Raw genomic sequence first — 23,347 nt, forward strand, 5'->3', positions numbered from 1 at the left:
TGGTTTGCAATAATTATACCACAAATCCGGAGAATGACAATAGTGTCATAAATCGATATAAAATAAGATTTTCTACTTGCTTTTAAGCATGAATACATTATATTACAAGCAATAAGAATTACTCTGAATAATACTCTAAAAATTTAAAAAAAATGAAACAAGAAGAATTAAATGAGATTCGCAGTCTGATCTCCAATGTAGAATATATTTCGTATCAGCATGGGATCTATCCTGCACTTTTTCGTTTGGTCTTACAGTGTATGTGCAGAGCCCCATTTGCGTCATATAGCACAATCATTGAATTTATCAAAATGATTAGACTCCTTGCGGAAGCAGATAAAGACTATAACTTGTTATTAAAAGCTAGTATATTGACTGGGCAATTTCCGGATTATCGTTTATATAAGCATAAAAAACAAAAAAAACTCAAAAAAGCAAAGGATTCAGCTCGCATCCAACAGGAACTTGAAGAATTCAAAAAGAGGTTAAATTGCCCAGATGCCAGAGTGGCTTCCAACATGTTGATTATTCCCGTTGATACCCGCTGGGTGAACCGTATGGATACAAATTTTCATTTTGCCAAACGCTATGCAGAAAAACGTGCAGATTATCATATTTTTTGGAAGCACTTATCTTCTTGGCAAAAAAAGATTGCAGAAAAATATTCCCCTGAACATTTTGATAACAGTGGAGATTATGTATTATATCGCGATCAGGTCAGATGTAAAGTTGTAAACAGGCGTGAAGAAGAAATACAAGAAAGATTAGCCTTAAATCCCAACGACTGGGATATCAGTTCAAATATTTCAGTTTATTCAGATAGTATCGCAACAATAAGCAGCAAACACTATCATGATTTTAATATAGAATCAACCAAAAATAAGAATCCATACGATACAGACAGTGAAGCAGAGGCCATATTTTCATCTGGCTTTGTTATTTATGATCATCCAGAAACAGAAGAGTTCAAATTTATCTCAATATATCAAAACCATCTTTTTTCAAAAACAGACAAAATTGTTCCAGTAAAAAAAGCCTTAGAGAGCTACTTTATTGCAACTCACAACGGGCGGCAACCGAATAATTTAGAGTTGAGTGCATTATGTCAGCGATACTACCGTTTTATTAGAAAATCCTATATGTCGGAAGATATGTGTCATGATGAAAACCTAATTGACAATCGCGAAATGAAAACGGTATGTCTAGATACCATGTATTTGCTAGGATGTAAGAACGTTTTTTACCTTTACCACGGCAAGAAAAAAGAGGGGAACTCAGCAACCCTTATTTGGAATATCAAAAAAAATTGCTGTTACCTTATGAAGGGATCAAAATTGGCAAATACAGTTGATGCCATTGAGGATTGGGCCATTTCAAATTTTATTCAAAAGAAGCTCCGAGAAAAGCGGCTCCGAAAATCTGCCGATGGCTGTTATCGTGTCCTAAAGACAACAGAAGTCCATTCTCCTTCTTTGGCGGCCTGGTTAGTCTGCGGATATAAACGTAACGGCTTGAGTTGTTGGAAAAACAGTCAAGGAAAAACGTTGCGGGATTTTTTGAAATCACGCAACGTTGGTTCTGCATCTAAACTTAACTCAAAATCTGGATTAGTTTCTCTCGATACTCAGGAGTGATATCAAAGTTATTTTTTAAAACAGCTAAAGCTTCGTTGATTTTATCTCGGTCGCTTTTGCCGTTCATGGTTCCGCTGACCGCATCAATCGCCTGCTGTTGGGCAGCATCTCCGACGTGGGTGTAATATTTGTCTGCGATTTCAGAGTCGGTCCCGAGAATGGAAAGCAGAACCGCCTTGGGAACTCCAGCCTCAGCACAGAAACTCGCGAATGCATGACGGAGAGAATGAAACCCATATACCGTCATCTTTTTACTGCGTCCGGGAACAGCAACCGACGGTTCCAAGCCGATCCAGCGGATCACACGTAAAACATCGATATTGATAAGATTGACTCCTACGCTCTTTCCGTTTCGATCCACCTTATTATACCGTGCAGCGGATTTCGGACAGACATATTGACCCTCTTTCCAGGCCTGCGCTTCCTTGAGTACAGCATGGAGTTCGGCGGCCATCGGAATGGTCACCTCTTTACCGGTTTTAAATTGCTTTACCCAGATTCGCCTGCGTTCCATATCGACGTTCTGCCATTGCAGCAGCACACAGTCTTTCAGACGTTGCCCGGTGAACATGCCGATGTAGTAGATGACACGGATTTCCGGTTTGTTCATGACATGGTACTGGTCGTCAGCAAGAACCTCGCGGAGCTGCTGCTCCTGTTCCTTGCTGAACGCCTGTCGCCTTACAATGGTGGCCTGTTCCTCTCTGGCATTGCGTAACAATGTTTTAGATCGAAACGGATTTTCTCCGGAGTAATAGTCTTTGAGACAGTCGAATATCTTCCGCAAACGCTTGATTTTACGATTATGGGTATCAACAGCTTGTGCTTGGGATTTCAGGAAGCTCGCGTATTCCTCTGCGACTTTGCTGTTCAATTCTGCTACAGAGGTAATGACTGTATGATGCTTTCCTGGAGTTGTAACAAATGCAACAAAATCTTCATACGTTGTCTTGTAAGAGAGTTGTTCGCTGACGGTATGCGGAGTTGCACGTTCCGGATGAATTTCATATTTGGCCCATCCTTCTGAAAGCGGCAACATTTGAGCTTGTCGGGAAAAACCTTTCATGGCGTTGATTTGAGCGGCAGCCACATCCATTGTTGGTGCAGCCCAGATGGAATCCAGCTCTTCTGCACGTTGAAGTGCTTCGAGTTCATCGGTTGTCTTCAACGCAAATTCTTTTCGTACACCATTGGCTACTGTGAGTCGATAGTAGAAAGAGCCTTTGGCATTTTTTCTTCTAAGTGTTCCGCGAAGTTTCTGCATTCGGTTTTTGATCCTGCTTCCTGCGTTCATTCTGATAACCTGTTTTGGCAGATTATGGCGCAATATAGCACACAAAAGTCCGATGCGCGAACTTTATGGGGAAGAAACGGGGAAAAATCCCCGTTTTTGAGCTTAAAAATGGTGGAGCTGGTGGGAGTCGAACCCATGACCTATACGATGCGAACGTATCGCTCTAGCCAACTGAGCTACAGCCCCATTTTAGCATCATCCCCGGGGTCACCGGAGCTGACAGTTTATAATATAGTAATCATCGGAGAAATTGCAAGGCGCGGAAAAGAAAAAAACGTGATTTTTAACGGAGTTTCCGAAAATTCCGCTTCCGGCAGGTGACTGGCTGGAGCGTTTCCAACGGTTTCCGGGACCGCTCCGGGCCTTTGGGCCGGTTTCGTCGGGCTTGCCCGGTGCAAACCGTCAAAATGAGAGCAAAATCAGCCGGGAGGACATCGGAAAAGTTGAAGTTTTTTTTTTCTGCATTATAGTAACAATGTACGGATTGAATTCTGTGCCGGAATTTCGGCGCGGACAGAACAAAGGACTGGCCTGGAGCGGATCGTTCATCCGATTCAAGCCCGGATATTTCTGGATTATGAGCAATATGAATTCAGCTGACAGGGGAGAGAAGCCGCCGGTTCCGGAACCTTCGGTCAACGCGCATTCGCTGCCCGAAATGGGCTCCGATGATTTCGCGGACTCCCTTTCCAGTTATCTCCGGCAGATCGGCAAGCTGCCGCCCCTGCCGCCGGAACAGCAGGAGGAGCTCGGCAATCAGATCGACGCCGTGACCCGGACCATGCGCAAACAGCTGCACGCATTCGGGTTTGTGACGCAGGAGCATCTCCGGCTGCTTGACGAATGCCTCAACTCGAATTCCGACCCGGCCGACTATTTTCAGCCGTCGTCGCTGCGTAAAGAGGAGATCTCTTCCGGGGAGCTGCTTTCCCAGCTCTCCATCTGGCGCGAAGAGCTCAAGCGCAGCCACGGAGAGCTGGCGGCCGCCTTCAAATCCAGGAGCAAGGATTATCCGGCGCGCCGCGAAGCACTTGCCGGCATCCTCTCCAAATTCGATGTCTCCGGCGACCAGCTCGGCGAATATTTTCAGATCATCATCGACTGGGTCAAGGTGCTCCAGCCCAGCATCAACCTCGACAGCCGGATCAAATTCACGCCGGGACCGGTCAACCGCCAGCGGCTCCAGATGCTTGAGGACCGGTTCCTGATGACCCTCACCGAATTCACCGGGTACATCCGGGAGCTGCTCGATACCCACGAGCAACTGCAGGAGCTGCGCCAGAAAATGATCGAGGCCAATCTCCGGCTTGTCATCAGCATCGCGCAGAAATACCGCAACCGCGGGCTGCCGTTCAACGACCTGATTCAGGAAGGCAATCTCGGGCTCCTCCGCGCGCTCGAAAAATTCGACTTCCGGCTCGGCAACAAGTTCTCCACCTATGCAAGCTGGTGGATCAAGCACAATATTTCGCGTTCGATCGCCGAACAGTCGCGCGTAATCCGCATTCCGGCCCATATGGTGCATGCGATCAATTCCATGACCTGGGCGGAGCAGCGGTTCATTCAGACCAACGGCCGCGAACCCGAAGTGGAGGAGCTGGCCGCCATGCTTGAAATGCCGGTCGCGCGCGTGAGCGCGATCAAGAAAATGTCCTGCCAGACCATTTCGCTGCAGGCTCCGATCGCCAACAGCGAGGACGGCGCCATGCTTGAGGATCTCATCGCTGACGACAGTTCCGCCAATCCCGTGCGCGAGTTCGCCCGGAATCTGCTCTATGAGAAACTGTACGAAATGCTGCGGACTTTGCCGGAGCGCGACCAGCAGATCATCATTCTGCGCTTCGGGCTTTTCGGACAGCCGTGTCTGCCGCTCGTCGAAATCAGCAAACGGTTCAATCTGACCCGGGAGCGCATCCGGCAGATCGAGGCGAAAATCATCGAGAACCTCCGTTCCCCCGCCAAGCTGAAGTATCTGGACGGCTGCGTCCAGACCGAATAGCAGCTGCGCGGGAAAATCCGAAGTTGTCCGGTTTGGACGTCCAGATTTTACTGACCGGGTAGAATTTACCTTTTTTATTTTACTATTTATCAAATTTTATTTTGTATTTTGATTTCAAATCAATATATTATCAGAAACGGAGACGGTTATGCGGGAACAGCTGATTGTGCTCGGCACTAGAATCAAGAAAATCCGGAAAGAGCGTAAAATGACGCTGCAGGCCCTGGCCGACCGGACCGGGCTGACGGCCGGGCTGCTGTCGAAAATCGAAAATTTCCGGACGATTCCTTCGCTTCCGGTCCTGGTCGGCATCGCCGCCGCTTTGCAGATCGACCTTGCGGCGCTTTTCGAAGGGATGACCGCCGGAAAAAAATCGGAATGGCTGCTGGTCCGGCCGGCCGACCGCAGCCCGGTTGAACGGGAGGAAGGGCGGAACCTCACCTACGAGATGATTCTGGAAGCCCCTCTTTCGGCCGTCAATATGCAACTTTTATTCGTCACGATTCCACCCGGTCCGGTCCGTGAGATGGTATCGACCGAGGCCGACGAGCTGCTGTACGTCCAGAGCGGCAGTTTCGCCTACCGGATCGGGGGCGACCGGATCGAACTGACTGCCGGAGACTGCCTGTTCTTCAACGGCGCTCTCCCCCACGCACCCGAGAATGACTCCGGCGAAACGGCCGCGTTGCTGGCTTTCTATTTCATCCGCGAAACGGGCAGCTGAACGGGGAACTTCCTCCTCAATTTACAGGAAAGGTGCTGAACATGATCGAATTTCACGGGAAGACGCTCGAAACGTTCAAGGCCGGTCTGCACACGCATTCGACTGTTTCGGATGGGCAGTTTCCGCCGCAGGAGGTTATCCGGCGCTACGCGGATCACGGTTACCGGGCTCTGGCCCTGACCGATCACCGCAAAACCCACCCGGTCGGATGTTACGACAGCTGCGGCATGACTCTGATTCCCGGCATCGAAATTCATCCGCAGGGACCGCGCGGGATTCCGTGGCATCTGCTTTCACTCGGTGTGCCGGAGGAGTTTCCGGCCGAATACGCCTCCGGCTAGGAGGCGGTCGACGCAGTCAACGCCGCCGGCGGCATCGTTTTCGAAGCGCATCCGTACTGGTGCGGCTTCACAGCGGCCGAGCTTATGACGCTCAAGGGCGTCTGCGGCATCGAGGTTTACAATACAAGCACGCGCTATATCGGCAAGGCGTACAACATGCAGATCTGGGACGAACTTCTTGATGCCGGGTGCCGTTGTTCCGCGCTCGCGGTCGACGATATGCACCGCTCCTGCGACCTGTTCCGGGGATGGACCGTCATCTGCGCCGAAAACTCGGAGCCGGATTCACTGCTTGACGCGCTGCGAACCGGTTCGTTCTACTCCTCGCAGGGGCCGGAACTATACCGCATCCGCTGCGAAGGCGGCATCTTCGAAGCTGCATTCTCCCCCTGCGTCGAAGCGATCCTGATGACTTCGAAGTCAAACGGCTTTTGCGGCTGTGTGCCGGATGAAGCAGGACCCGGATCTCCGGCAAGGGAGGTCACCGAGGTTCATTTCGATCTTCGCGGCTGCAATCCGCAAAACTATCTGCGGCTTCAGCTGCGGGACCGCAACGGCTGCTGCGCCTGGAGCATGCCGCTCTATCTTTAGCCGCGGTGCCGGAGGAGGACGGAGCGTCCTCCTTCGACTTCCGCGATTCGGCAGGCAGTATCGCGGGCGGTCAGAGCAGTTCGTCCTGCAGCTTTTCATCCGGCACGGGATAGGCTTCTTCGGTTTCTTCGGTGAATTTCATCTTCGTCCTGGCGATGATGAACCGGACCAGCGTCGGCACCGGCAGCGTGGTCACGATGGACAGGATGATGATCGCATTGAAAAAGTTGTTGTCAATCATGCCGAGGTCCTTGCCGATTGCTGCGGCGGCCAGCGTGGCCGACAGCTGCGGAACGGTCATGAGTCCGGCGCAGAGCCCCTGGGTTCCGCTGAACCCCGAAACGCGCATCGCCAGCCAGCCGGAAAATACTTTACTGCCGACAAGCCCGATCACCGTGAACAGGATGATGAGCCAGTTTCCGGCGTCGCCGAAGGCCCGGAAATCGGTCTGCATGCCGATCGAGATGAAGAGGAACGGGATCAGCAGTCCGTAGCCGATGCTTTCGAACCGCTCCATCAGCGGCCCGTTTGAACCGCGGTGTTCCTTTACGAGCCGCGACAGCGCGAGCCCGGCGATGAATGCGCCGACCACGAGATTCACTCCGAGGAATTCCCCGAAGAGCACGGTTCCGAGAATGACCAGCAGCAGGATCGTGATCAGCATGTCCTCGCCCGGCTTGAAGAGCCGGAGCAGGAATTTGCCGAGCTTGTAGACCGCGTAGACCGAGACGGCCAGGTAGGCCAGCACGATGATGAGGAAGAGCGGCGTGAACCAGTTCCCGAACATGGCCGGATCGACGTAGTCGAAGAGCGACAGCGTCCGGTTCCCGTTTGCGGCGGCGACGCCGAGCGACTGCCGCTTCATCTGGACGCTGACCGCCAGCAGGATGATGCTTGCGATATCGGTGATCACGGTCGAAATCAGCACCGACGCGCCGAAACGGGTTTTCGTGAGCTTGAGTTCGCGGATGACCGGGAAGACGATGCCGACCGAGTGCGACGCGAAGAGACTCGCATAGAGCAGCTTTCCCGGGAAATCGTCCGGACGGAAATAGCTGTAGACATAATATCCGGCGACGGCCGGTAGCAGGAAGGTCAGAATGCTGAGTGCGGCAACCGGTTTTCGCGCCGAGTTGATGAGCTTGAAATCCGCCTCCATTCCGGCCAGCGCCATGAGAAAGACGAGCCCGAGCGAACCGAATGAGCTGATCAGCGAGTCGAAGTTCTGGACGACCACATCGGTCTTGCCGCCGAGAAAGCTGAAGGTGTCGGCCAGCATCCGCACGAGATCGAGGCAGTTCGGCCCGATCAGCATGCCCGCGATCAGCAGCGCGATGACGCCCGGTATCTGGAAACGGCGCAGCAGAAGCGGCCAGAGGGTCATGATGGCGATGAAGACAATGAACAGGATCAGGAACGTATCACTTCTCAAAAGGCACCTCCGGCAATGATGAATCGATCGAAAATAAACTAGTGCCGGAGGTGCTTTTTTTCAAGTGGCCGCACCGGATTTTCGGGAAAAACGGTTGCGGCGCTCGATCCGGGATCAGCGCACACGGTCGAATACACGCTTGACCGCTTCGAGATAGGCGTAGCCGTATTCGGCTTCAGGCTCGAGCATGCTGCCTTCGGTCCACTCGTTCCAGCAGTTGATGTTGAAGGTCGATACGCCGGTCCGGGCGACGCCGTCGCGGATTTCACGCAGGGCGGTTTCGAAGGCTTCCGGCGTATTGCCGGAGAGGACGGGGGTGTACGGATAGCCGCTCGGCGTCCACTTTTCGCTCAGGATCGTGCGCGGGCTCGGGTCCCAGCCGACGGTCGCGTTCGGGTAGTACGGCAGATCATACGAGGCGCACATGTTTTTCCAGTGTTCGAGATAGAGCTCCATTGCCTTGCGGTACGGGAATTCCGGCCGGTCGCCGAGCCGCATATGGTGAATCCAGACATAGCTGGTGACCGAATCGAAGCCGAGCTTCCTGACGACTTTCGGCTGGTCGGCCAGTTCGCGTTCTCCCGGCAGGACCGGCTGGCCCCAGACGACCATGTTCAGATGCAGGTCCGGAAAGCCGGCCGCTTTCGTCATGTCGCGGAATTCCCGCAGCGCGGCGGCCGTCGCCTCGACGCTGCCGAACGAGGCGAGCAGGCATTCGAGGTGATAGATCGAAAAATACGGCGCGCCGTCGATTTTATAGTAGGACGGATGCCGGAAATAGGTGTCGACGGTCCGGCGGCAGAGACGGCGGAATGTCTCCGGCGTCACCTTGCCGGGCCAGAGCAGCGGGCGGCTCCGGCGCAGGCTCGGGTGGATGTCGAGCCAGTCATGGTTGGCCCACATGAAGCAGAATTTGAGCTTGTCGACGTTCGGGGATCTCAGGAAGCCGTCATTCAGGCAGTTTTCGAGAAACGGGCCGTCGTCGTAGTAATAATAGTCGAAGATGAAGTAATCGATGCCGTGCGAGGAGGCGTCTTCGATCTTCTTCGCCATAACGGCGGGGTCCGCTTCGTCGGTGTAGCCGAGGACGGGCACTTTGGGCTGGCGGTGGCCCGGGAAACGCGGCGTCATCGCCTTGACCAGCTCCCATTCGCACCAGCCTTCGCCGTGGACGGCCGCGTTGCGCGGTTCGCTGCGGTGATAGTTCGGAAAATAGTAACAGCCGACATCGGGACGTTTCGGACTCATCAATGCAGTACTCCATATTGGTTGAGGTTCACCGAATTAACATAAAACCGGCCTGCGGGGAAAACAACCGGTTTGCGGGAATTTGCGGGAACGGGCAACCGGGCCGGATCAGCCCGCAATGCGTTTCCGATACTCGGCGCGGAGTGCGACGGCGTGGTTGCAGGTCATTGCGTCGACTCCGATGCGGGCCATGGCGAGGCCGAGTTCGTCCGACCTGACGCCCCAGCAGACGACGCGCATCCCGGCCCTGTGCAGCGCTTCGACGAAGGCGGCGTCCGCCTCGGCCGTCGCCAGGAAACTTATGCCGGTGCAGCGCAGGGAATGCAGGCAGGCGACGACCTGTTCCGGGGCCGGAAATCGGCCGAAGCGGCGTGTGAGATCGGTGAGCAGCAGCCGCGGCAGCTCCGGGAAGACGTCTGCGGCCGCGCGAATGGTTTCCTCATCGAACGAGCTCAGCGCGAGCCCCTTGCGGTCGCCGCCCCGGCGGTCGAGGACCGCTTTGACCGGTTGCAGCTGCGGCCAGGGACCCTTGAGTTCGATCTGCATCTGCTTGCCGGGTTTCAGGACGGCGAGCGCTTCGGAAAGCAACGGAACCGGATGGTATTGCCGCAATGCGGCCAGCGTGGCATCGGAAACCGCAAGTCTCACGCCGGAAACGCGTTCGATGGTCTCGTCATGAACACATGCAGCTTCGCCGTCGGCGGTGAGCCGGATATCGAGTTCGATGCCGTCAGAATCGCGCTCCATGGCGAGTTTGTAAGCGGACAGCGTGTTTTCGGGGGCATCGTCGGATTCCCCCCGGTGAGAAAGAAATCTGGTCATCGTAAAAAACTCCTGTGTGTGAGGTTCATTGTAACATATCCCGGACGAAGGGGAAAAGCAACGGCCGTCCGGAAATAATCGAATTTCTCATGTGATTTCCCTGATCCGGTCAGGAGCCGGGATATTGCATCAGGAGCATCGGGGGCGTGAATAGTCCGTACGGGGTCAGGTTCCGGTATTCAGGGTGGGCGTATTCGCGGAACTCGTTTGCGCCGAAGCGCAAAGGGTGCGGATTCGAAAGAAAGAACGGTCCGAGCGCATTCCGGCGCGAACCGACAAGTTCGATGCCGAGTTCGTTTTCTCCCGTCCGCAGGTCCTCCAATTCGAGTTCGTAAGGTTCCCAGCCGAGGACGCCTGCTTCTTCGCCGTTGAGCAGGATGCGCAGTGCGGTCGACGCGTGTTCCCCGAGCAGCAGCCGCACACGGCCTTTCCCGTTGTGGCGAAAGGAGGTGCGGTATGTCATATTTCCGGCGTAGTACGGAAATCCCAGTCCGCACCAGTCCCCGGCCGGAAGAGTATGGCGCACGGCGCTGACGGCGTCGTTTTCGACGCAGAACTCTCCGAGCAGGTAGATCGACTCAAGTCCGGCGCTGTCGGAGCGGTACTCCCGACGGAGTTTCAGATTATTGCGTCCGGCATGAAGTTTGTCTTTCGGAATCAAGCGCTTGCGGATTGATTCATCGATCCAGAATCCGCAGTCGGTCTGGGGGCGCAGCGGAGAACCGTTGAGTTCAAGCTCCCAACTCTCCGCTTCTTCGATGGCGAGATGCAAGTCGTTCCCCGGAAGTTGGTTGACTTGAATCTCGTATTCGAGCTCGAGCGGGGCTCCGAGCGGCTTTTCCGGGCGGCGCGCCCAGGGTTGAACCATTCGTCCGCCGCGTATCGGGATGTCGAGCTCGCGTCGGATGGCGTCGTCGATGCGCAGAATGAAATCGCGTTCGTGCCGCGTGCCGTTCCCGAGCTGCCAGGTTGCATGGTCGAGTACGAGAACGTTCGGTTCGTCGCGTGTGATCCGCCATTCGGCGGGTTCCAGCTTCACGGAGGCCGCGATAGAGAAGGGGGCGGCTGCCACCGCTCCCGGAATGGCGGATTTGGAGAGGCGGAATATTTTGCTTTGCAATGCTTTGAATGATGTTGTGAACCGATGGGTGCCGGCAACCTTTTCCGCCGTGAGCTTGCGGATCGCACCTGTTTCGGGGATCAGCTCGTACCAGAATCCGCTCCTGGAGGTAACTACTTCAATCGCAGCGAAATCAATCTCCCGCTTCCGTTCGGAGCAGCGGATGTGGTGCTCGTCCGGTACCTCTGCGGAGAAGCCGGTGTTGCAGAGAAAGAGGTCGATGGATTCATCCGACTCGCGGAGCTGGTAAAGTACGCCCTTCAAACGTTTTCCGTCTCTCGACCGGATGCTGATCCGGCGTGTCGCCGGTTCGATGGGTGCGATGCCGCCCGGCAGTTCGCGCCAGAACGCCCCGGCCTCTGAGCCGGGGACGCCGTCGATGAGCTTCGGAGCTGCGCCGCAGGAACTTACGATTCCTCCGGCGGCGATGAAGCGTTTCAGGATATCGATCGTGCTCCGCCGGATCGTCGTCATTTCCGGCAGCAGTACGGCTTTGTAAACGCCGCTGCCGAGCCTGAGGCGGCTGCCGTCGATGGAGCCGTGTGCGGCAAGGTGCTCTTCATCGCCGTAGTCGAAATCCAGCGAGAGGTCGAGCAGCCGGTTGCGGAGCTGTGCCAGCTTCCGGTCGAACGCGGCGGCGGCGGTGAAATCGCGGTTCATGAGCGTCCATGCCGATTCGACCGGGTGGATGACGAGCAGGTCGCGCACTTCGCTGCCGCGGTTCAGGATCACGCCGAGCCGGGCGAAGTAATCTTCGAGATGCCGCAGCACCTTCGCAAAGCTCGAATGCCGGGAGAAGGAGGCCGGATAATCCCGTTTCGCTTCTCCGGCCATCGTATAGAACGAAAGATGCAGACAGCGCATGTTGACGCCGAGCGCATACTGCCAGTCTCCCATCGCCTTGTAGCCGGCGAAGCTCATGTCCCAGCCGGTGCAGCCGTAAATTTCGCTGATGCGGCGCGGGCGGTTGAACTGCCGGGCCGCGCTCGACAGCTGCTTGCAGGCGTCATACAGCTGCGCATATTCGGTCAGCTGGTCGATGCCCGGAATCTGCATGTGCGGGTAGTGGCGCATCGAAGCGCCGACACAGCGGGTCTGGGTCGACGGCGCATCCTCCCAGAGCAGATGTCCGGTCAGCGCGATGTTGTGCCGGCCGCACCATGCGCCGACCTGCTTTGAGAACGAATCGACGAAGAGTTCGGTCAACAGCCGCCAGTAGTGGTAGCGGGCCGGCGACTGCGGCCGGTCCGGGCAGTCGTAGAAGAGCTCCGGCAGGTGGTCGGCCAGTTCGTAGCCGAACCGTTCGCGGAAGAGTTCCGGCAGGCGCGGAGTCCATGCCGCGGTCGTGCTGTCCGGGTACGGCAGCTGCACGCCGTTGCCGTAGCGCCAATAGTGCGGTTCGTCGGTGAAAACGGCCGGGACGGTGCTGCCGAAATCCGCTCCGAGTTCGCGGTAATAACGTTCGTAGGTGACTTCGATGAAACGCTTTACGGCTTCCGGATTCAGCATGTCAAGATAGGTGAAGCCGTTGAACCAGTCTGAACACGGCTCCTCCTCGGCGAACAGCTCGAATCCGGTTTCGCCGGGGGCCGGCGCGCCGCGGTGCAGGCCGTATGCCGCGGAGCCGTTGAGCCGCGCGCTCCAGAAGCCGAAGCTGTTCGGGTGTGCCGTTCCGGAGTGGATGCGCAAGTAGAGAATCCAGGCCCGGTACCGCGGGTCGCGGGTTACGAAACCGCCCGCCGCTCCGGAGGCCCATCGGTCCTCGTCATAGAGGTATGGAGTCAGCGACTGCTTTTTCGCCTCGTCGATCGAAGCGCGGATGCAGTCGAACCACTCTTTTCCGAGATACGGGGTTTTGAGGCCGACCCGGGAGTGCATGAAAAATCCTCCGAATCCGAGTTCCCGGAAGCTGCGGATCTGCCGGCGCAGCTTCTCCGGTTCGAGTTTCCCGTTCCAGCTCCAGAACGGGATCCCGCGGTATTCGGTGCCCGGCGCGGCGAATTGTTCGGCAAAATTTTCCGTCATCGAGGAGTCTCCTGTGATTGTTTTGCTGATCAATATAGCCGGAACGGGAGGAATCTCCTTGAATTTTCTTTCAAAAAGGAGTACAATTATTTCAAACCGCGAAAACGAATGGTTTCCGGAAATGTGCATGGGAGTGGATAGGCAGATGGATTGCGCCGAACATAAAACGGTTGCCGCTTCGGGAGCCGGTGCGGAAATTCCGTGTCGAACCGGGCGCTCGCTCTGGACAGACGGCTTTCCGCTGCGGGTCATCCGCTACGATCACCGCCGGAGCCGCGGCATGCACAAGCATGATTTTTTCGAGCTGGTGATCGTGACTTCCGGCTCCTGCATGCACGTGACTCCGGCCGGGAGTTGCGGGATTGCGGCCGGCGACGTTTTCCTGATCCGTCCCGGCACGGCCCACTCCTACGAGGCGGTCGCCGATTTTTCGCTCGTGAATCTCGTGTACGCGCCGGAACTGCTGCCGCTCTGCGACCTTGAGAGATCTCCCGGCTACCAGGCGCTGTTTGTCCTTGAACCGGAACATGTCCTGCCCGGGGGCGCTTACCGCCATCTGAAGCTTGACCGGGAGACCCTCGACCGGGTCAGAGGCGAGATCGACCGGCTGGAAAACGCGCTGGCGGAGGCAAAGCCGGGACACCGCTTCCGGGCGCTCGGGATTTTCATGGGGATCGTCAGTCTGCTGGCCGATTACTTTTCCGGGGTTTCCGTGGGGGAAGCGTGTTCGGATCTGTTCCGGCTCGGACGGCTGCTCGGTTTTCTCGAGCAGAATTACATGCGGCCGCTGACGCTGCCGGAGATGGCGAAACAGGCCGCGGTCTCCGAAGTTACGCTCTACCGCCTGTTTCGGAAGGGAACCGGCGAATCGCCGGTCAACTGCCTGAACCGGGTCCGGCTCAGGCATGCGCGGGCGCTTCTGCTGAACACCCGGCTGCCGATTTCGGAGGTCGCAGCAGCGACCGGTTTTGCAGACAGCAACTATTTCTCCCGCCGTTTCCGGAATTTCGCCGGAATGTCTCCGCGCGAATTCCGGGAAAGCGGCGGAAAAGCAGCCGCAGCCGTTGCTTGGGGCAAAAAATGACTTGATCTGTTTGATTATCATATATTTGTTGATTGTGAACAACGTATTTCGCAGGAGTTGTTTGCCGGAAAACGTGATGAGGACCGCACTCTCCGGCGAATTGAACCGGGGCGGGATTTGTCGTTCCCGCTTCGGTTCGCGGTTCGAAGTCAGACCTAACCGTCATTTGCGCGGGAGTACGACGAAATTGTTCAACAGTTGGGTGTCGTTTCCGCGGACATATATTTTCGAGAGCGTTCCGAGCGGCTCTTTCAGTGTGGTTTCGGCAACTTTCCTGCCGTCAACCGTCAGGACGGCGCGATGTGTGGCCTCATCGTAGCTCAGTACGAACTTCGCCATTTTTTTCGTGCCGACGGCTGGACGTCCGGCATTGTTCTGGTCGAGGATGACACCGGTTTTTCCCCAAGTGACGGGGGCTTCCTCGCGCATAAGGCGGATTCCAGCCAGGCCGTTTCCGTCGAGAGCGTCCGCTGCGGCGGAATCCCAAGCCGTGATGAGTCCGTTTCGGGAGTCGTTATCGAGTAATCCGATGAGAAGCAGCCGCTGATACTCCAGATGGAGTGCCTCGAACGAGAGTTCGAAACTTCCAGTGAGCGGACGGGAGAGATTCTTTTCGGCCATGCCGTTGCCGATCAGGAAGATCGTACCGAATGATGTATCTTGATCAACTTTCAGATCCCCTTTCCAACCCTCGGATGAGGCTGGATTAGAGGCGAGAAGTGCGCCGGGAATTTTCAGCGGTTTCAATTCCTCGTCCGGGGTGTTTCGAACGAACACCTCATAGTTCGGAAACGCATACAGCACGGGGCTGCCCCAGTTTCCAGCCGCATCAAGGGCCCGAAGCCAGACGAAGCTTGCGCCCGGCTGGTCGAGAATCTCATCCGGGACGACGATGTGGAATCTCTTGTGTCTCCCGTCAGAACCGGGAACTGGAACTCCATCATGCAGAATTCGTTCCTCCTTCGGCTCTCCGAGAATGGAGATTTGTCCGAGGTATTGTCCCGGCGCCTTCAGTATCAATGCTCCCTTGTTGAAATCGACGGGGCGGGGATTCGCGCCGACGACGGTTCGCCAGCCGTCCCAGAGTTCTTTCGGGAACTGATCGCTCCGGGCGTGTGCGGTAAAGTTGAGGATGTAGTTTTCTTCCGTGGCTCCCTTCGGTTCGAGCCGCTTCACGGCGGTTTTGTTCGGGAGGGTCACGAGGAGCTTTCCGAACGGCTGTTCGGGCCGGAACGCCATTGCGACGCCGAGGTGGAAGTTATCCTCGAGCGTTTTCAGTTCCGGCGCGTGGAACGTGAGGGCCGTATTACCGGCGTCTACGGCTCGTCCAGGCGTAAAATTGAATACGTTGCGTAACTGTCTGGATTTTCCGGGACGGCCTGAGGCGATGGTCAGATTTCCTGTGGCGCGGGCGTTTTCGGTTTGCGGTGCTTTCCAGTAGAGATCGCCTTCCCAGACAACTTCCAGCCCGGTCACTTCCGAGACCGTATCACGGACGGTGACAGTCAGCGTGCCGCCGCGGGTGTGTCCGCGATCGACCGCCTCGATGAGAGGGCCGGCGCCGTCGCCATAGCCAAGTTTTTCGTGGATTGTCGGGTGGACGCTCGTCTTCGGCGGAGGCGGCGGCGGTGTGAAATCCCTTCCTTTCAGATGGGCGATGACCCGGCAGTAGAGATAGGGATCGTTCGTGAAGCCGTCGAAATCCCAGCCGGGTTCCATGGTGGTTCCTTCCTCCCAGTCGTTCCACGAACTCACCATCAGGAAGTCCGGGTTGAATCGGAACGATTGGAGCATTGTTTTTTCGAGTCGCCTGCCACCGAGTCCATAGGCAAGTACTCCGGGTTGACGCAGTGGCTGGCTGGTGCCGTCGAACTTCACGTACTGCATATCGGCGATTTTTTTGCCGAATTTCCGGGCGGCAGCGAAGATCGGGGCAGGATCCTGATAATCCAGTTGCCACTTCCGGGTTGTGACGTTCTTTCGGTGCAGACTCGCGCCGCAGACGATACTTCGGAGTTTGGCCAGATGGCCGAATCGGGCAACGTCGCCGAAGATCATCCAGTGAACAGGGCCGGCCTGTTCCTCCACTCGGTCGAACACTTTTTCAAGCTCTTCCGGTGTGATATCCATGCCGAAGGTCTGGAAGTAGATGACCGGCATTCCGTCGATCCGGTAAAATCCGGGATGTTTCCCGTAAAGTTTCAGAAAGCGGACGAAGCGTTGAACCATCACCTCCGGTTTCTGGGCCGGAGAACCGTTGCGGAAGGCGACTTCATCCATGAAGAAGATCGGGAACTTTTCTTCTGCCGCGATATCGAGAGCAGTCCGGACCAGATTCGAATTCTCTTCCTGGATATAGTCAATTCCGACACTCCATTCCGGGTGGAGCATCGCGGCGACGGTCTCGAAGCCGGCGGCCTTCATGCAACGGATCTGCCAGCGCATGATGTCGGGATTCGCGGAGTCGTAAGGACCGGGGAACGGATAGCCGTTGCGGTTCCAGAATAGCCGCCACGGCTCCTTTTCCGATGTCAGAGTACTGTCCATGTGGGAGAAAGTCTGTTGCCGGTCAGGATAGGGGAATCCCCACCAGAAGTGCCACTCCTGAATGAACACCGGGATATCTTTCAACGCGCCGTAGGATTTCTTGGATAACCCCGGCAACGGGGCGGCATCGGTATGCGGCAGCCAGAGAGTGAGGGCGGCCGTCAGGCAGACGGCGGTTCGGAATGCGGAAATTCGATTCATGAATTCATAACCTTTCTTTAAAGAAAAACTGATCATTGTTTATGGTCGTGTCCTGGGTGGAAGTGAGCCGTTCGGGCCCGTAGGGATAGGCTGGGAACGCGGTGGCCGTCTGTTTGATTGTTTCGTCTGAGCAGGCGCCGTGCTCAATGGGGCGCCCGTTTCCGTGTTCGATGGAAATTAAGAGTCTGCCGGCGGGAAACCGCCGGTGCGGTTGGTTATCGTTGCAATGTGTTCTGCCGTCCGGAGAGATTGGGCCGTTCCGCAGTTGCTCCACTTCGCTGGGGAGGCGGATTCCGGCATTTCCTTCAGTGCGGCGTTCGCCGAGGAATTTTATACCGTTCCCGCTCATTGTTCCACCGGATACGGGAGGTTCGGAGCCGAGCAGACTCTGCAATGATTTCTGCAACTGGCTGTCCAGGTTTCGGACGCGATACGCTGGCGTATTGACGAGATTCAGGTTTTCGCCTGTGGTTTCCGGATAGATCGTCGGTTTTCCTGCGGCGGGTGCATGCAGCCCGAGGAGAACATTGCCATGGAATATACGGCACCGGATCGGATGGAATGGAGCGCAGCTTTCCTGGGCCCAAGGTCTGAGTCTGGGGAAGTTGAAAGATTCGCGGGTCAGCTGTCCCGCGCGGTTGCGGTTATCCATAGGATGTCTCACTTCCGGTTTTGGATTTGAAACGTTTGAGGAGAACGCTGACGCAGCGGCGCACCTCCCTTTAACTCGAAGGAACAGTTTTCCAGCAGGATTTCGCCGACAGCCTGTGGAAATACGTCTATACCAAAGTCGCCGACACCATCAAACTGGACATTCCGCAGTATGATGTTCTGAAGACGGCTTTCGCCATTGCTGATGGAGATTCCGGCCGCCGAACTGTCCCGTACAGTGACATCCTCGAGGAGGATCGTACCGGAGATGTCCCGTTTGGCCGCCTGAAAGAAAATTCCACCGTAGGGGCGATTGCCCCAGAACCAGCCGCCGCACCGCTCAAGAAGCAGGTTTTTCACAACGGTTGTTCCACCAAAAGGCCAGGCATCGAACTGTGAAGAGAGATTGAGGCCGCTGTCAGTCAGAGTGTCGCGTCCGAGGCAGTTTTCGATCCGGTTATCGACACCTCCGAAGATCGCGAAGCAGCGGGCGCGCCACGGCGCTTCCGCCATACAGTTGCGGTAGACGTTTCCAGTGCAGGGGCCGAGACCGTGCGGTGCGGACCAGATTGCAAAGGCATCGTCTCCGGTTCCCCGAGCATGACAATTTTCGACCACGGCATTCCGAGTTCCGGCACAGAGATTCACCGCGTCTGCGAATACGTTACGGAATCGACAGTTGCGTACGGTTAGATTCTCCGAGACCGGCTCGTTGTCACGTCCGGACCAGAGGCCGACCTGAGTTTTCTCGATCCAGAGATTTTCGACGAGAGATCCGTTCCCCCAGGTTCCCCAGAGCGCAAACTCTTCATCTTTTCGGCAGGTGCCGTCGCCGAAAATCGAAAAATCCCGCAAAACGCTCGTTCCGAGCACACCGAATCCGATGCCGGGACTCCTGACGGTAAGGTCGCTGCGGCGGTTGAGGATGGTTGAATACCACATCCCGGCTCCTTGAATCATGACGGATCTGACCCGAAACCCCCGGCTTGTCCGAAACTCGCCCGGCGGCAGATAAAGAGTTTTTCCCGTCGTTTCCGCCTGGGTCAGCGCGCGCTGGAATGCTTCCGTATCGTCCTGTATGCCATCTCCTATTGCACCGAAGTCGTGAACTGAGAGTGATCCTGCGGGCTGAGGAAGCGGGGGGGGGACTTGTTCCAATTCAATCAGATCGATGATGTAGAAGAGCGCCGTGTCTTCTGAATCCTTCTGGAGCCGTATCTTTGCTCCGGCCGGAATTTCGCCGACCAGGGCGCGGGTTTCGTCGAAGAAGTGAAACGAAGTTCCGCCGGGGAATTTGAGTGCGGCCGGGTCGTTGACTGGTTCGGACTCCCTGCCGTAGAGCCAGGCATGGCGACTGGTCAACGAAAGATCCCGGCGGTGTTTGCCGTCGACATACAGACTCAACGTGCATTCGATCCCGCCGCCGCCGGGCGCGTCCGGAATTGCGTAGCGGATTACGATGGCATTTGTCTGCGCCGGCACAGTGAATTCGACATAATCTTCCGTCCGGTTCAGTTTTACGCCGCGACGTCCGACACATTCCGAAGCGAAGGTTCCGGCTTTTCGAGAGGGGCCGATCACTTTGGCGTTGGTTGTACCGTCCTCGGCCTGAAGGGTATACCAGGGAAAGGTTCCGTCGGGGATGGCGGCGGAAAGCTGCATGCCGATCATCGCAAAAACGGCAGGAAGAATCAAGTGGATCGGATTCATGAAACATCCTTTCCATTGAGATTGCGGATACTTTCACGTTCGATCAGCACCGGATCGATTCGGTATTCCCGCAGGGTCGGGGCGCCCCCCTCATAAATGATTTCCGTCACGGTCCGGCACAATTGGTCCACCGGGGTAATGAGGGTTGTGAGCTTTGGGCAGGTGTAACATTCGATTCCGGCATGAGCGAGGGCGGTCACGATGCTGACATCGTCAGGGCAGTGCAGATTCAGTTCGTAAAGTGCGCGCAGTGTGCCGATTGCACCGGAAGTCGTGTCGACCACAAGCGCCGTCAGACGAGGATTTCTCCGCATGACTTCTAGGGTCTGGACATAGCCGCTTTCCATGGAGTCCTGCCAGTATTCGATTTTGCTGTCCGGCTGGATGATCGTGCGCCACGGCAGTTTGTAGTTGCGCGCGGCTTCCTTCAGTCCCCGGACGTTCTCCTGAAAGGCGAGGGTTGGCGGTTCGTTGTTGACGAGTCCGATACGGCGATGTCCGTTGCGCAATAATATTTCGAGTTTCTCGTAACCGGCGAGAAAGTGGTTGGCGTACACGCTGTGACAATTCCGGTAGAGTTCTACATGCTCGATTTTGCCGATGAACACAACCGGCAAGCCCAGACCGTTCAGGCGTTCGAGTATTGAGCGGCGCAGGGGAATACCGGCGATGAAGATGACTGCCTGGATGTTGCTGTTTTGTTCTGTGAGTTTGAAGAGCAAGTCGAGTTCCGATTCCGGCTGAATCCGGAGGTGATTCAGCCGGAACCCCTGCTGCATTGCGATTCGCTCGAGGTGGTGGATCACGTTCCAGATTTCAAAGGAGAAGAAATCCGGATAGACCAGCAGAACTTCCCGCTGGGCTGTCGGCGTAAAGGCGGGGATCGCTACTGTATCGCGAGGCATCACGAACGTTCCACGGCCGACCTGCCGTGTGACGAGACCCTCCGTCTCAAGTTCCGCCAGAACTTTGCTCATGGTAGCACGACTGAAGCCATATTGCTCGGCAAGTTTGCGTTCGGGAGGAAGCCGGGTCCCGACTTCAAGCGTCTGCAGATGCTTCCGCAGCGAAGCCTTCAATGCAACGGAAGATTGAGGTGAAAGCATCGATTCCATACTTCGGCCTCTTGAATTTTAATCTGCAAGTTCGATGGTAGTCCCGTTCGGATCACGGGCGCTATTGAACACCTTATATTTTCTCCGTCCGCTTTCTGCATGGCCGTCGTAAAAAAGCACATTCCCGCGCAGATTGTGATTCAGTCCGAAGCAGTCATAAGCCGCCATGAAATACTGGGTATAACCCTGATCACCCGTATACTGACAACTGTCGAAAGTTGTTACGAATTCCGATGCCGTGGTATTCTGAACGGTGTTGAGTTCGCTTTCCTGATCGCCTTCATTGGCGGCTTTGTAGCGGAAGGTGCCGGCATAGAACCAGTATGCGTTTTTGTTGTTGTTGTAGGCGGCCTCAATTCCGCGCTTGGCATAAGAGCGGGAGGAGTGATAGATTCCGTATGGATTGAGCGACGGACAACTGAGCATCCATTTTCGATTATCCTGCTGCTGAGGGAAATACCCCAGATTGATCATCGCCAGCGTCCACGGCCCTTCCATAGTTCCAGTTCCCGGTTCCAGTGCGTTTAAGTCCGGGCCGTAGAGCCACCCGTCATAATCGTTGACGTATTGTGCATCGGCCAGGCCGATCTGCTTGAGATTGTTCAGGCAGGCGGTTGCATTCGCTCGGGCGCGCGCCTGGTTCAGCGCAGGCAGCAGTATCGACGCGAGGATGGCAATTATCGCAATTACCACCAGCAATTCGATCAATGTAAATCTGCAGCCCTGGTTTCTTTCTGAATGGCAGGATCGTGGCGCAACGATACATTTCATGATTCGCGGCTCCTTCTGATTGAGTTCTGTTACCGGATTGTAATTGGTTCAATCCAATTGGCGTTATTTAATTTTTTTTAAATTGGACTATTCCTTTGTTGCTATTAATTATGAATGAAATTTCAGAAAAAGTCAAGCGTCAAAACGTAAAAAATACAAAATTGATCTCTTCGACGGATTTTACCATAACTCAGAATTTTTTTTACGCTTGAAATATCGGGAAGTTGCTGGATTCTCAATTCGAGGCATTCACGGCTGTGAAACCAATATGCCCGCATGGTCAGCCATGGGATCTTACCCATTGAAGGGCATGATATCGTTTATTGGCACACAACAGACAATATGCCTGATTTGTTGAAGAAGTCCTGTGCTGTTATATTTTTCTGATGTTGCTGAAACATGGGGCCTCCGTCAATTCCAGAGATAAAAAGGGGAGCGGAGTTGATACTGGGCAGTGGCACCCGGATCGACGCCTGCGACATTCTCGGGCAGACCGCACTGATGTACGCGGCGAAGCGCGGCAACCTCGAACTGGTCAGGCTGCTGCTGGCCGCCGGGGCGGACGCCTCTTTGAAGGATGTTTTCGGAAAAGATGCCCTTGTGCATGCCGGCAGCGAGAAAATCCGGGAGGCGATTTCCGCCTCCCGCGCCGTCTCCCCGCCGCAGGCATCCGCCCGGAAATGACGGCTGTTGCTGCGTCTTACCGGACTTCAGGGTTTTGACTTCAGGCAGGAGTGTGCGTATTTCGCGGCCCCGGCGGCGGCTTCCTCCTTCGTTTCGCGTATTTCGAGCGGCAGTTCAAGTTGTTCTTCGAGACGGGCGCGGAGCGAGGCGCAGAGACGAAGCGCGTTGCCGGAGCCGGCAATCCGCCGCCGGCTCCGCAGGAGTTCCGGCGGCATCGGTTCCGCCAGCTGCCGGACGATGCCGTCGGCAAGGGCGGCGGCGAGGTTCGGCAGCGTGAAGTTGTCGAGCGTGATTCCGCCGATGCTGCCGCGCCGCTCCGGCGTGGAGCGTTCCCCGAGGAAGGAGGGGGCAACCCGGATTCCGGATTCCGGCGCGGCTTCGGAGGCGAGCACGTCGAGCCGGTCGAGCAGCTCGTTTTCTGGGAAGAGCGGCAGTCCGAGCGCGGAGAGAAAACCGTTCACGCTTTTGCCGAGCCAGCTCCAGGCCCGGCCGCCGCAGAGCGGAGCCGTCACCGCCAGCAGCCGGTTCCCCGGATACGGCCGCAGTTCGACGCCGGGCGCGGCGGGCGCGGCGGCGGCTTCGGCAGCGGTCAGCACGATGGAGAGCTGCGCCCCGGTTCCGATGGTCACAAATACTTCCCGCTCCGGGTCTTCGGAGCTTCCGGCGATTGATGCCTGATTGTCGCCGAGCGGTGTGAACACCGGAATCCCGTCCGGCAGCGGCGCGAAACCGGCCGTCCTGCCGACCAGAGTCCCGAAAGGACACGGTGCCGGAAGAAGCTGTTCCGGGATGCCGAGCGCGGCGAGTGCCGCCCGGTTCCAGCCGCTGCTGGTCCGGTCGTAAATTCCCCACGACGCCGCGAAACTCGGGTCGATTCCGGCGCGGCTTTTCCCGGTCAGCCGCATGGCGAGAAAACCGGCCGGAGTCGCGGCGTGCCGCCACCGGGCGAGTTCGCCGCTCCGGCGCAGAAAGCCGAGCGTGGTTCCGCCGAAGCCGTCCGCGAGCGGGAGGCCGCTTGCCGTTTGGAGGAGTTTGAGTTCGCCCGCTTCGGAGGCGCGCCGGTCCTGCCAGGTGATGACCGGAGAACACTCCGTTTCGTTCCGGAGCAGGATCGAGTGCATCTGCCCGGTGAGCCCGACGGCTTCGACTCCGGCCAGCTTCGCCACGGAAAACCGGTTCAGGAGTTTACGCACCGATTCGACGAGCGTCTCCATATCCTGCTCGGCCCGGCCCGGCGCGGCCGGGAGCGCCGCATGGTGGACGGCGGATTCCGCCCGGCTCTCCGCCGGTGTTGCCGGGTCATACAGTACGGCGGCGGTTTTGGTGGTTCCGAGGTCGATTCCGAGTATCATCC

The 23,347-nt window shown here is 56.4% G+C and carries 18 protein-coding genes and 1 tRNA gene; 7 read left to right on the forward strand and 12 right to left on the reverse strand.

The features are described from left to right. Nucleotides 1–152 precede the first annotated feature (152 nt). The gene (locus tag FYJ85_RS11970) at nt 153–1,634 is read left to right on the forward strand and encodes a DUF4357 domain-containing protein (RefSeq protein ID WP_154418816.1); all 1,482 of its coding nucleotides are present in this window, start codon (nt 153–155) and stop codon (nt 1,632–1,634) included. Here FYJ85_RS11970 and FYJ85_RS11975 read toward each other — a convergent pair. Both FYJ85_RS11975 and FYJ85_RS11980 read right to left on the reverse strand, forming a co-directional pair. After that, complete coding sequence (locus FYJ85_RS11975) at nt 1,591–2,898, reverse strand: tyrosine-type recombinase/integrase (RefSeq protein ID WP_206213137.1); 1,308 nt, start codon at nt 2,896–2,898, stop codon at nt 1,591–1,593. The genes FYJ85_RS11970 and FYJ85_RS11975 overlap by 44 nt on opposite strands. A 139-nt stretch (nt 2,899–3,037) precedes the next feature. Beyond that, nucleotides 3,038–3,114, reverse strand: a tRNA-Ala gene (locus tag FYJ85_RS11980). Between the two features lie 400 nt (nt 3,115–3,514). Here FYJ85_RS11980 and FYJ85_RS11985 point away from each other — a divergent pair. From FYJ85_RS11985 to FYJ85_RS12000, 4 genes are all read left to right on the forward strand, one after another. Next, on the forward strand, nt 3,515–4,927 hold the full coding sequence (locus FYJ85_RS11985) for a sigma-70 family RNA polymerase sigma factor (protein WP_177996507.1): 1,413 nt from the start codon (nt 3,515–3,517) through the stop codon (nt 4,925–4,927). Nucleotides 4,928–5,075: 148 nt separating this feature from the next. Then, nucleotides 5,076–5,651, forward strand: a complete 576-nt coding sequence (locus FYJ85_RS11990) for a helix-turn-helix domain-containing protein (protein WP_154418821.1) — start codon at nt 5,076–5,078, stop codon at nt 5,649–5,651. A 41-nt stretch (nt 5,652–5,692) separates the two neighbouring features. Continuing rightward, entirely contained in the window at nt 5,693–5,992 is a 300-nt protein-coding gene (locus tag FYJ85_RS11995; RefSeq protein WP_154418823.1) for a PHP domain-containing protein, read from the forward strand. Nucleotides 5,993–6,076: 84 nt separating this feature from the next. Further along, the gene (locus FYJ85_RS12000) at nt 6,077–6,583 is read left to right on the forward strand and encodes a CehA/McbA family metallohydrolase domain-containing protein (protein ID WP_154418825.1); all 507 of its coding nucleotides are present in this window, start codon (nt 6,077–6,079) and stop codon (nt 6,581–6,583) included. 70 nt (nt 6,584–6,653) lie between these two features. Here FYJ85_RS12000 and FYJ85_RS12005 read toward each other — a convergent pair whose 3' ends face one another. From FYJ85_RS12005 to FYJ85_RS12020, 4 genes are all read right to left on the reverse strand, one after another. After that, nucleotides 6,654–8,015, reverse strand: coding sequence for a cation:proton antiporter (locus FYJ85_RS12005; RefSeq protein ID WP_106053509.1), 1,362 nt, complete (start codon nt 8,013–8,015; stop codon nt 6,654–6,656). A gap of 114 nt (nt 8,016–8,129) precedes the next feature. Continuing rightward, nucleotides 8,130–9,263 carry a glycoside hydrolase family 99-like domain-containing protein gene (locus FYJ85_RS12010; RefSeq protein WP_154418827.1) on the reverse strand — a complete coding sequence of 378 codons (1,134 nt, stop codon included), beginning with the start codon at nt 9,261–9,263 and terminating at the stop codon, nt 8,130–8,132. A 108-nt stretch (nt 9,264–9,371) separates the two neighbouring features. Further along, entirely contained in the window at nt 9,372–10,085 is a 714-nt protein-coding gene (locus tag FYJ85_RS12015) for a glycerophosphodiester phosphodiesterase (RefSeq protein WP_154418829.1), read from the reverse strand. A gap of 109 nt (nt 10,086–10,194) precedes the next feature. Then, nucleotides 10,195–13,230, reverse strand: coding sequence for a glycosyl hydrolase (locus FYJ85_RS12020; RefSeq protein WP_206213138.1), 3,036 nt, complete (start codon nt 13,228–13,230; stop codon nt 10,195–10,197). A 127-nt stretch (nt 13,231–13,357) separates the two neighbouring features. On the opposite strand from FYJ85_RS12020, the gene FYJ85_RS12025 reads away from it, so the two are divergent. After that, the gene (locus FYJ85_RS12025) at nt 13,358–14,314 is read left to right on the forward strand and encodes a helix-turn-helix domain-containing protein (protein WP_206213139.1); all 957 of its coding nucleotides are present in this window, start codon (nt 13,358–13,360) and stop codon (nt 14,312–14,314) included. Nucleotides 14,315–14,476: 162 nt separating this feature from the next. Here the strand turns inward: FYJ85_RS12025 and FYJ85_RS12030 are convergent, their stop codons facing one another. From FYJ85_RS12030 to FYJ85_RS12050, 5 genes are read right to left on the reverse strand one after another with little or no spacing between them, the layout of a single operon-like run. After that, nucleotides 14,477–17,062 carry a glycoside hydrolase family 71/99 protein gene (locus FYJ85_RS12030; protein ID WP_206213140.1) on the reverse strand — a complete coding sequence of 862 codons (2,586 nt, stop codon included), beginning with the start codon at nt 17,060–17,062 and terminating at the stop codon, nt 14,477–14,479. 4 nt (nt 17,063–17,066) lie between these two features. After that, a complete protein-coding gene (locus FYJ85_RS12035; RefSeq protein ID WP_154418837.1) occupies nt 17,067–17,714 on the reverse strand; it encodes a hypothetical protein in 648 nt (215 codons plus the stop codon). A gap of 8 nt (nt 17,715–17,722) precedes the next feature. Then, on the reverse strand, nt 17,723–19,423 hold the full coding sequence (locus FYJ85_RS12040) for a glycosyl hydrolase family 28-related protein (protein WP_154418839.1): 1,701 nt from the start codon (nt 19,421–19,423) through the stop codon (nt 17,723–17,725). Then, nucleotides 19,420–20,538 (reverse strand): GntR family transcriptional regulator, encoded by a 1,119-nt coding sequence (locus FYJ85_RS12045; protein ID WP_154418840.1) that lies wholly within the window; start codon nt 20,536–20,538, stop codon nt 19,420–19,422. The genes FYJ85_RS12040 and FYJ85_RS12045 overlap by 4 nt, the downstream gene beginning before the upstream one ends. Nucleotides 20,539–20,556: 18 nt before the next feature. Continuing rightward, nucleotides 20,557–21,309 carry a prepilin-type N-terminal cleavage/methylation domain-containing protein gene (locus FYJ85_RS12050; RefSeq protein ID WP_154418841.1) on the reverse strand — a complete coding sequence of 251 codons (753 nt, stop codon included), beginning with the start codon at nt 21,307–21,309 and terminating at the stop codon, nt 20,557–20,559. 441 nt (nt 21,310–21,750) lie between these two features. On the opposite strand from FYJ85_RS12050, the gene FYJ85_RS12055 reads away from it, so the two are divergent. Next, a complete protein-coding gene (locus FYJ85_RS12055; RefSeq protein ID WP_206213141.1) occupies nt 21,751–21,993 on the forward strand; it encodes an ankyrin repeat domain-containing protein in 243 nt (80 codons plus the stop codon). 26 nt (nt 21,994–22,019) lie between these two features. Here the strand turns inward: FYJ85_RS12055 and FYJ85_RS12060 are convergent, their stop codons facing one another. Continuing rightward, nucleotides 22,020–23,345, reverse strand: coding sequence for a sedoheptulokinase (locus FYJ85_RS12060; protein WP_206213142.1), 1,326 nt, complete (start codon nt 23,343–23,345; stop codon nt 22,020–22,022). Between the last annotated feature and the right edge of the window lie 2 nt (nt 23,346–23,347).

The sequence above is a fragment of the Victivallis lenta genome, from assembly GCF_009695545.1.
Taxonomy (GTDB): domain Bacteria; phylum Verrucomicrobiota; class Lentisphaeria; order Victivallales; family Victivallaceae; genus Victivallis; species Victivallis lenta.

Coding starts and splice junctions, on each gene's coding strand:
- FYJ85_RS11975 (WP_206213137.1), bottom strand. CDS start 2,898: ATGCAGAAACTTCGCGGAACACTTAGAAGAAAAAATGCCAAAGGCTCT.
- FYJ85_RS12035 (WP_154418837.1), bottom strand. CDS start 17,714: ATGGATAACCGCAACCGCGCGGGACAGCTGACCCGCGAATCTTTCAAC.
- FYJ85_RS11995 (WP_154418823.1), top strand. CDS start 5,693: ATGATCGAATTTCACGGGAAGACGCTCGAAACGTTCAAGGCCGGTCTG.
- FYJ85_RS11985 (WP_177996507.1), top strand. CDS start 3,515: ATGAATTCAGCTGACAGGGGAGAGAAGCCGCCGGTTCCGGAACCTTCG.
- FYJ85_RS12050 (WP_154418841.1), bottom strand. CDS start 21,309: ATGAAATGTATCGTTGCGCCACGATCCTGCCATTCAGAAAGAAACCAG.
- FYJ85_RS12045 (WP_154418840.1), bottom strand. CDS start 20,538: ATGGAATCGATGCTTTCACCTCAATCTTCCGTTGCATTGAAGGCTTCG.
- FYJ85_RS12010 (WP_154418827.1), bottom strand. CDS start 9,263: ATGAGTCCGAAACGTCCCGATGTCGGCTGTTACTATTTTCCGAACTAT.
- FYJ85_RS11970 (WP_154418816.1), top strand. CDS start 153: ATGAAACAAGAAGAATTAAATGAGATTCGCAGTCTGATCTCCAATGTA.
- FYJ85_RS11990 (WP_154418821.1), top strand. CDS start 5,076: ATGCGGGAACAGCTGATTGTGCTCGGCACTAGAATCAAGAAAATCCGG.
- FYJ85_RS12015 (WP_154418829.1), bottom strand. CDS start 10,085: ATGACCAGATTTCTTTCTCACCGGGGGGAATCCGACGATGCCCCCGAA.
- FYJ85_RS12030 (WP_206213140.1), bottom strand. CDS start 17,062: ATGAATCGAATTTCCGCATTCCGAACCGCCGTCTGCCTGACGGCCGCC.
- FYJ85_RS12000 (WP_154418825.1), top strand. CDS start 6,077: ATGACGCTCAAGGGCGTCTGCGGCATCGAGGTTTACAATACAAGCACG.
- FYJ85_RS12040 (WP_154418839.1), bottom strand. CDS start 19,423: ATGAATCCGATCCACTTGATTCTTCCTGCCGTTTTTGCGATGATCGGC.
- FYJ85_RS12060 (WP_206213142.1), bottom strand. CDS start 23,345: ATGATACTCGGAATCGACCTCGGAACCACCAAAACCGCCGCCGTACTG.
- FYJ85_RS12020 (WP_206213138.1), bottom strand. CDS start 13,230: ATGACGGAAAATTTTGCCGAACAATTCGCCGCGCCGGGCACCGAATAC.
- FYJ85_RS12025 (WP_206213139.1), top strand. CDS start 13,358: ATGGGAGTGGATAGGCAGATGGATTGCGCCGAACATAAAACGGTTGCC.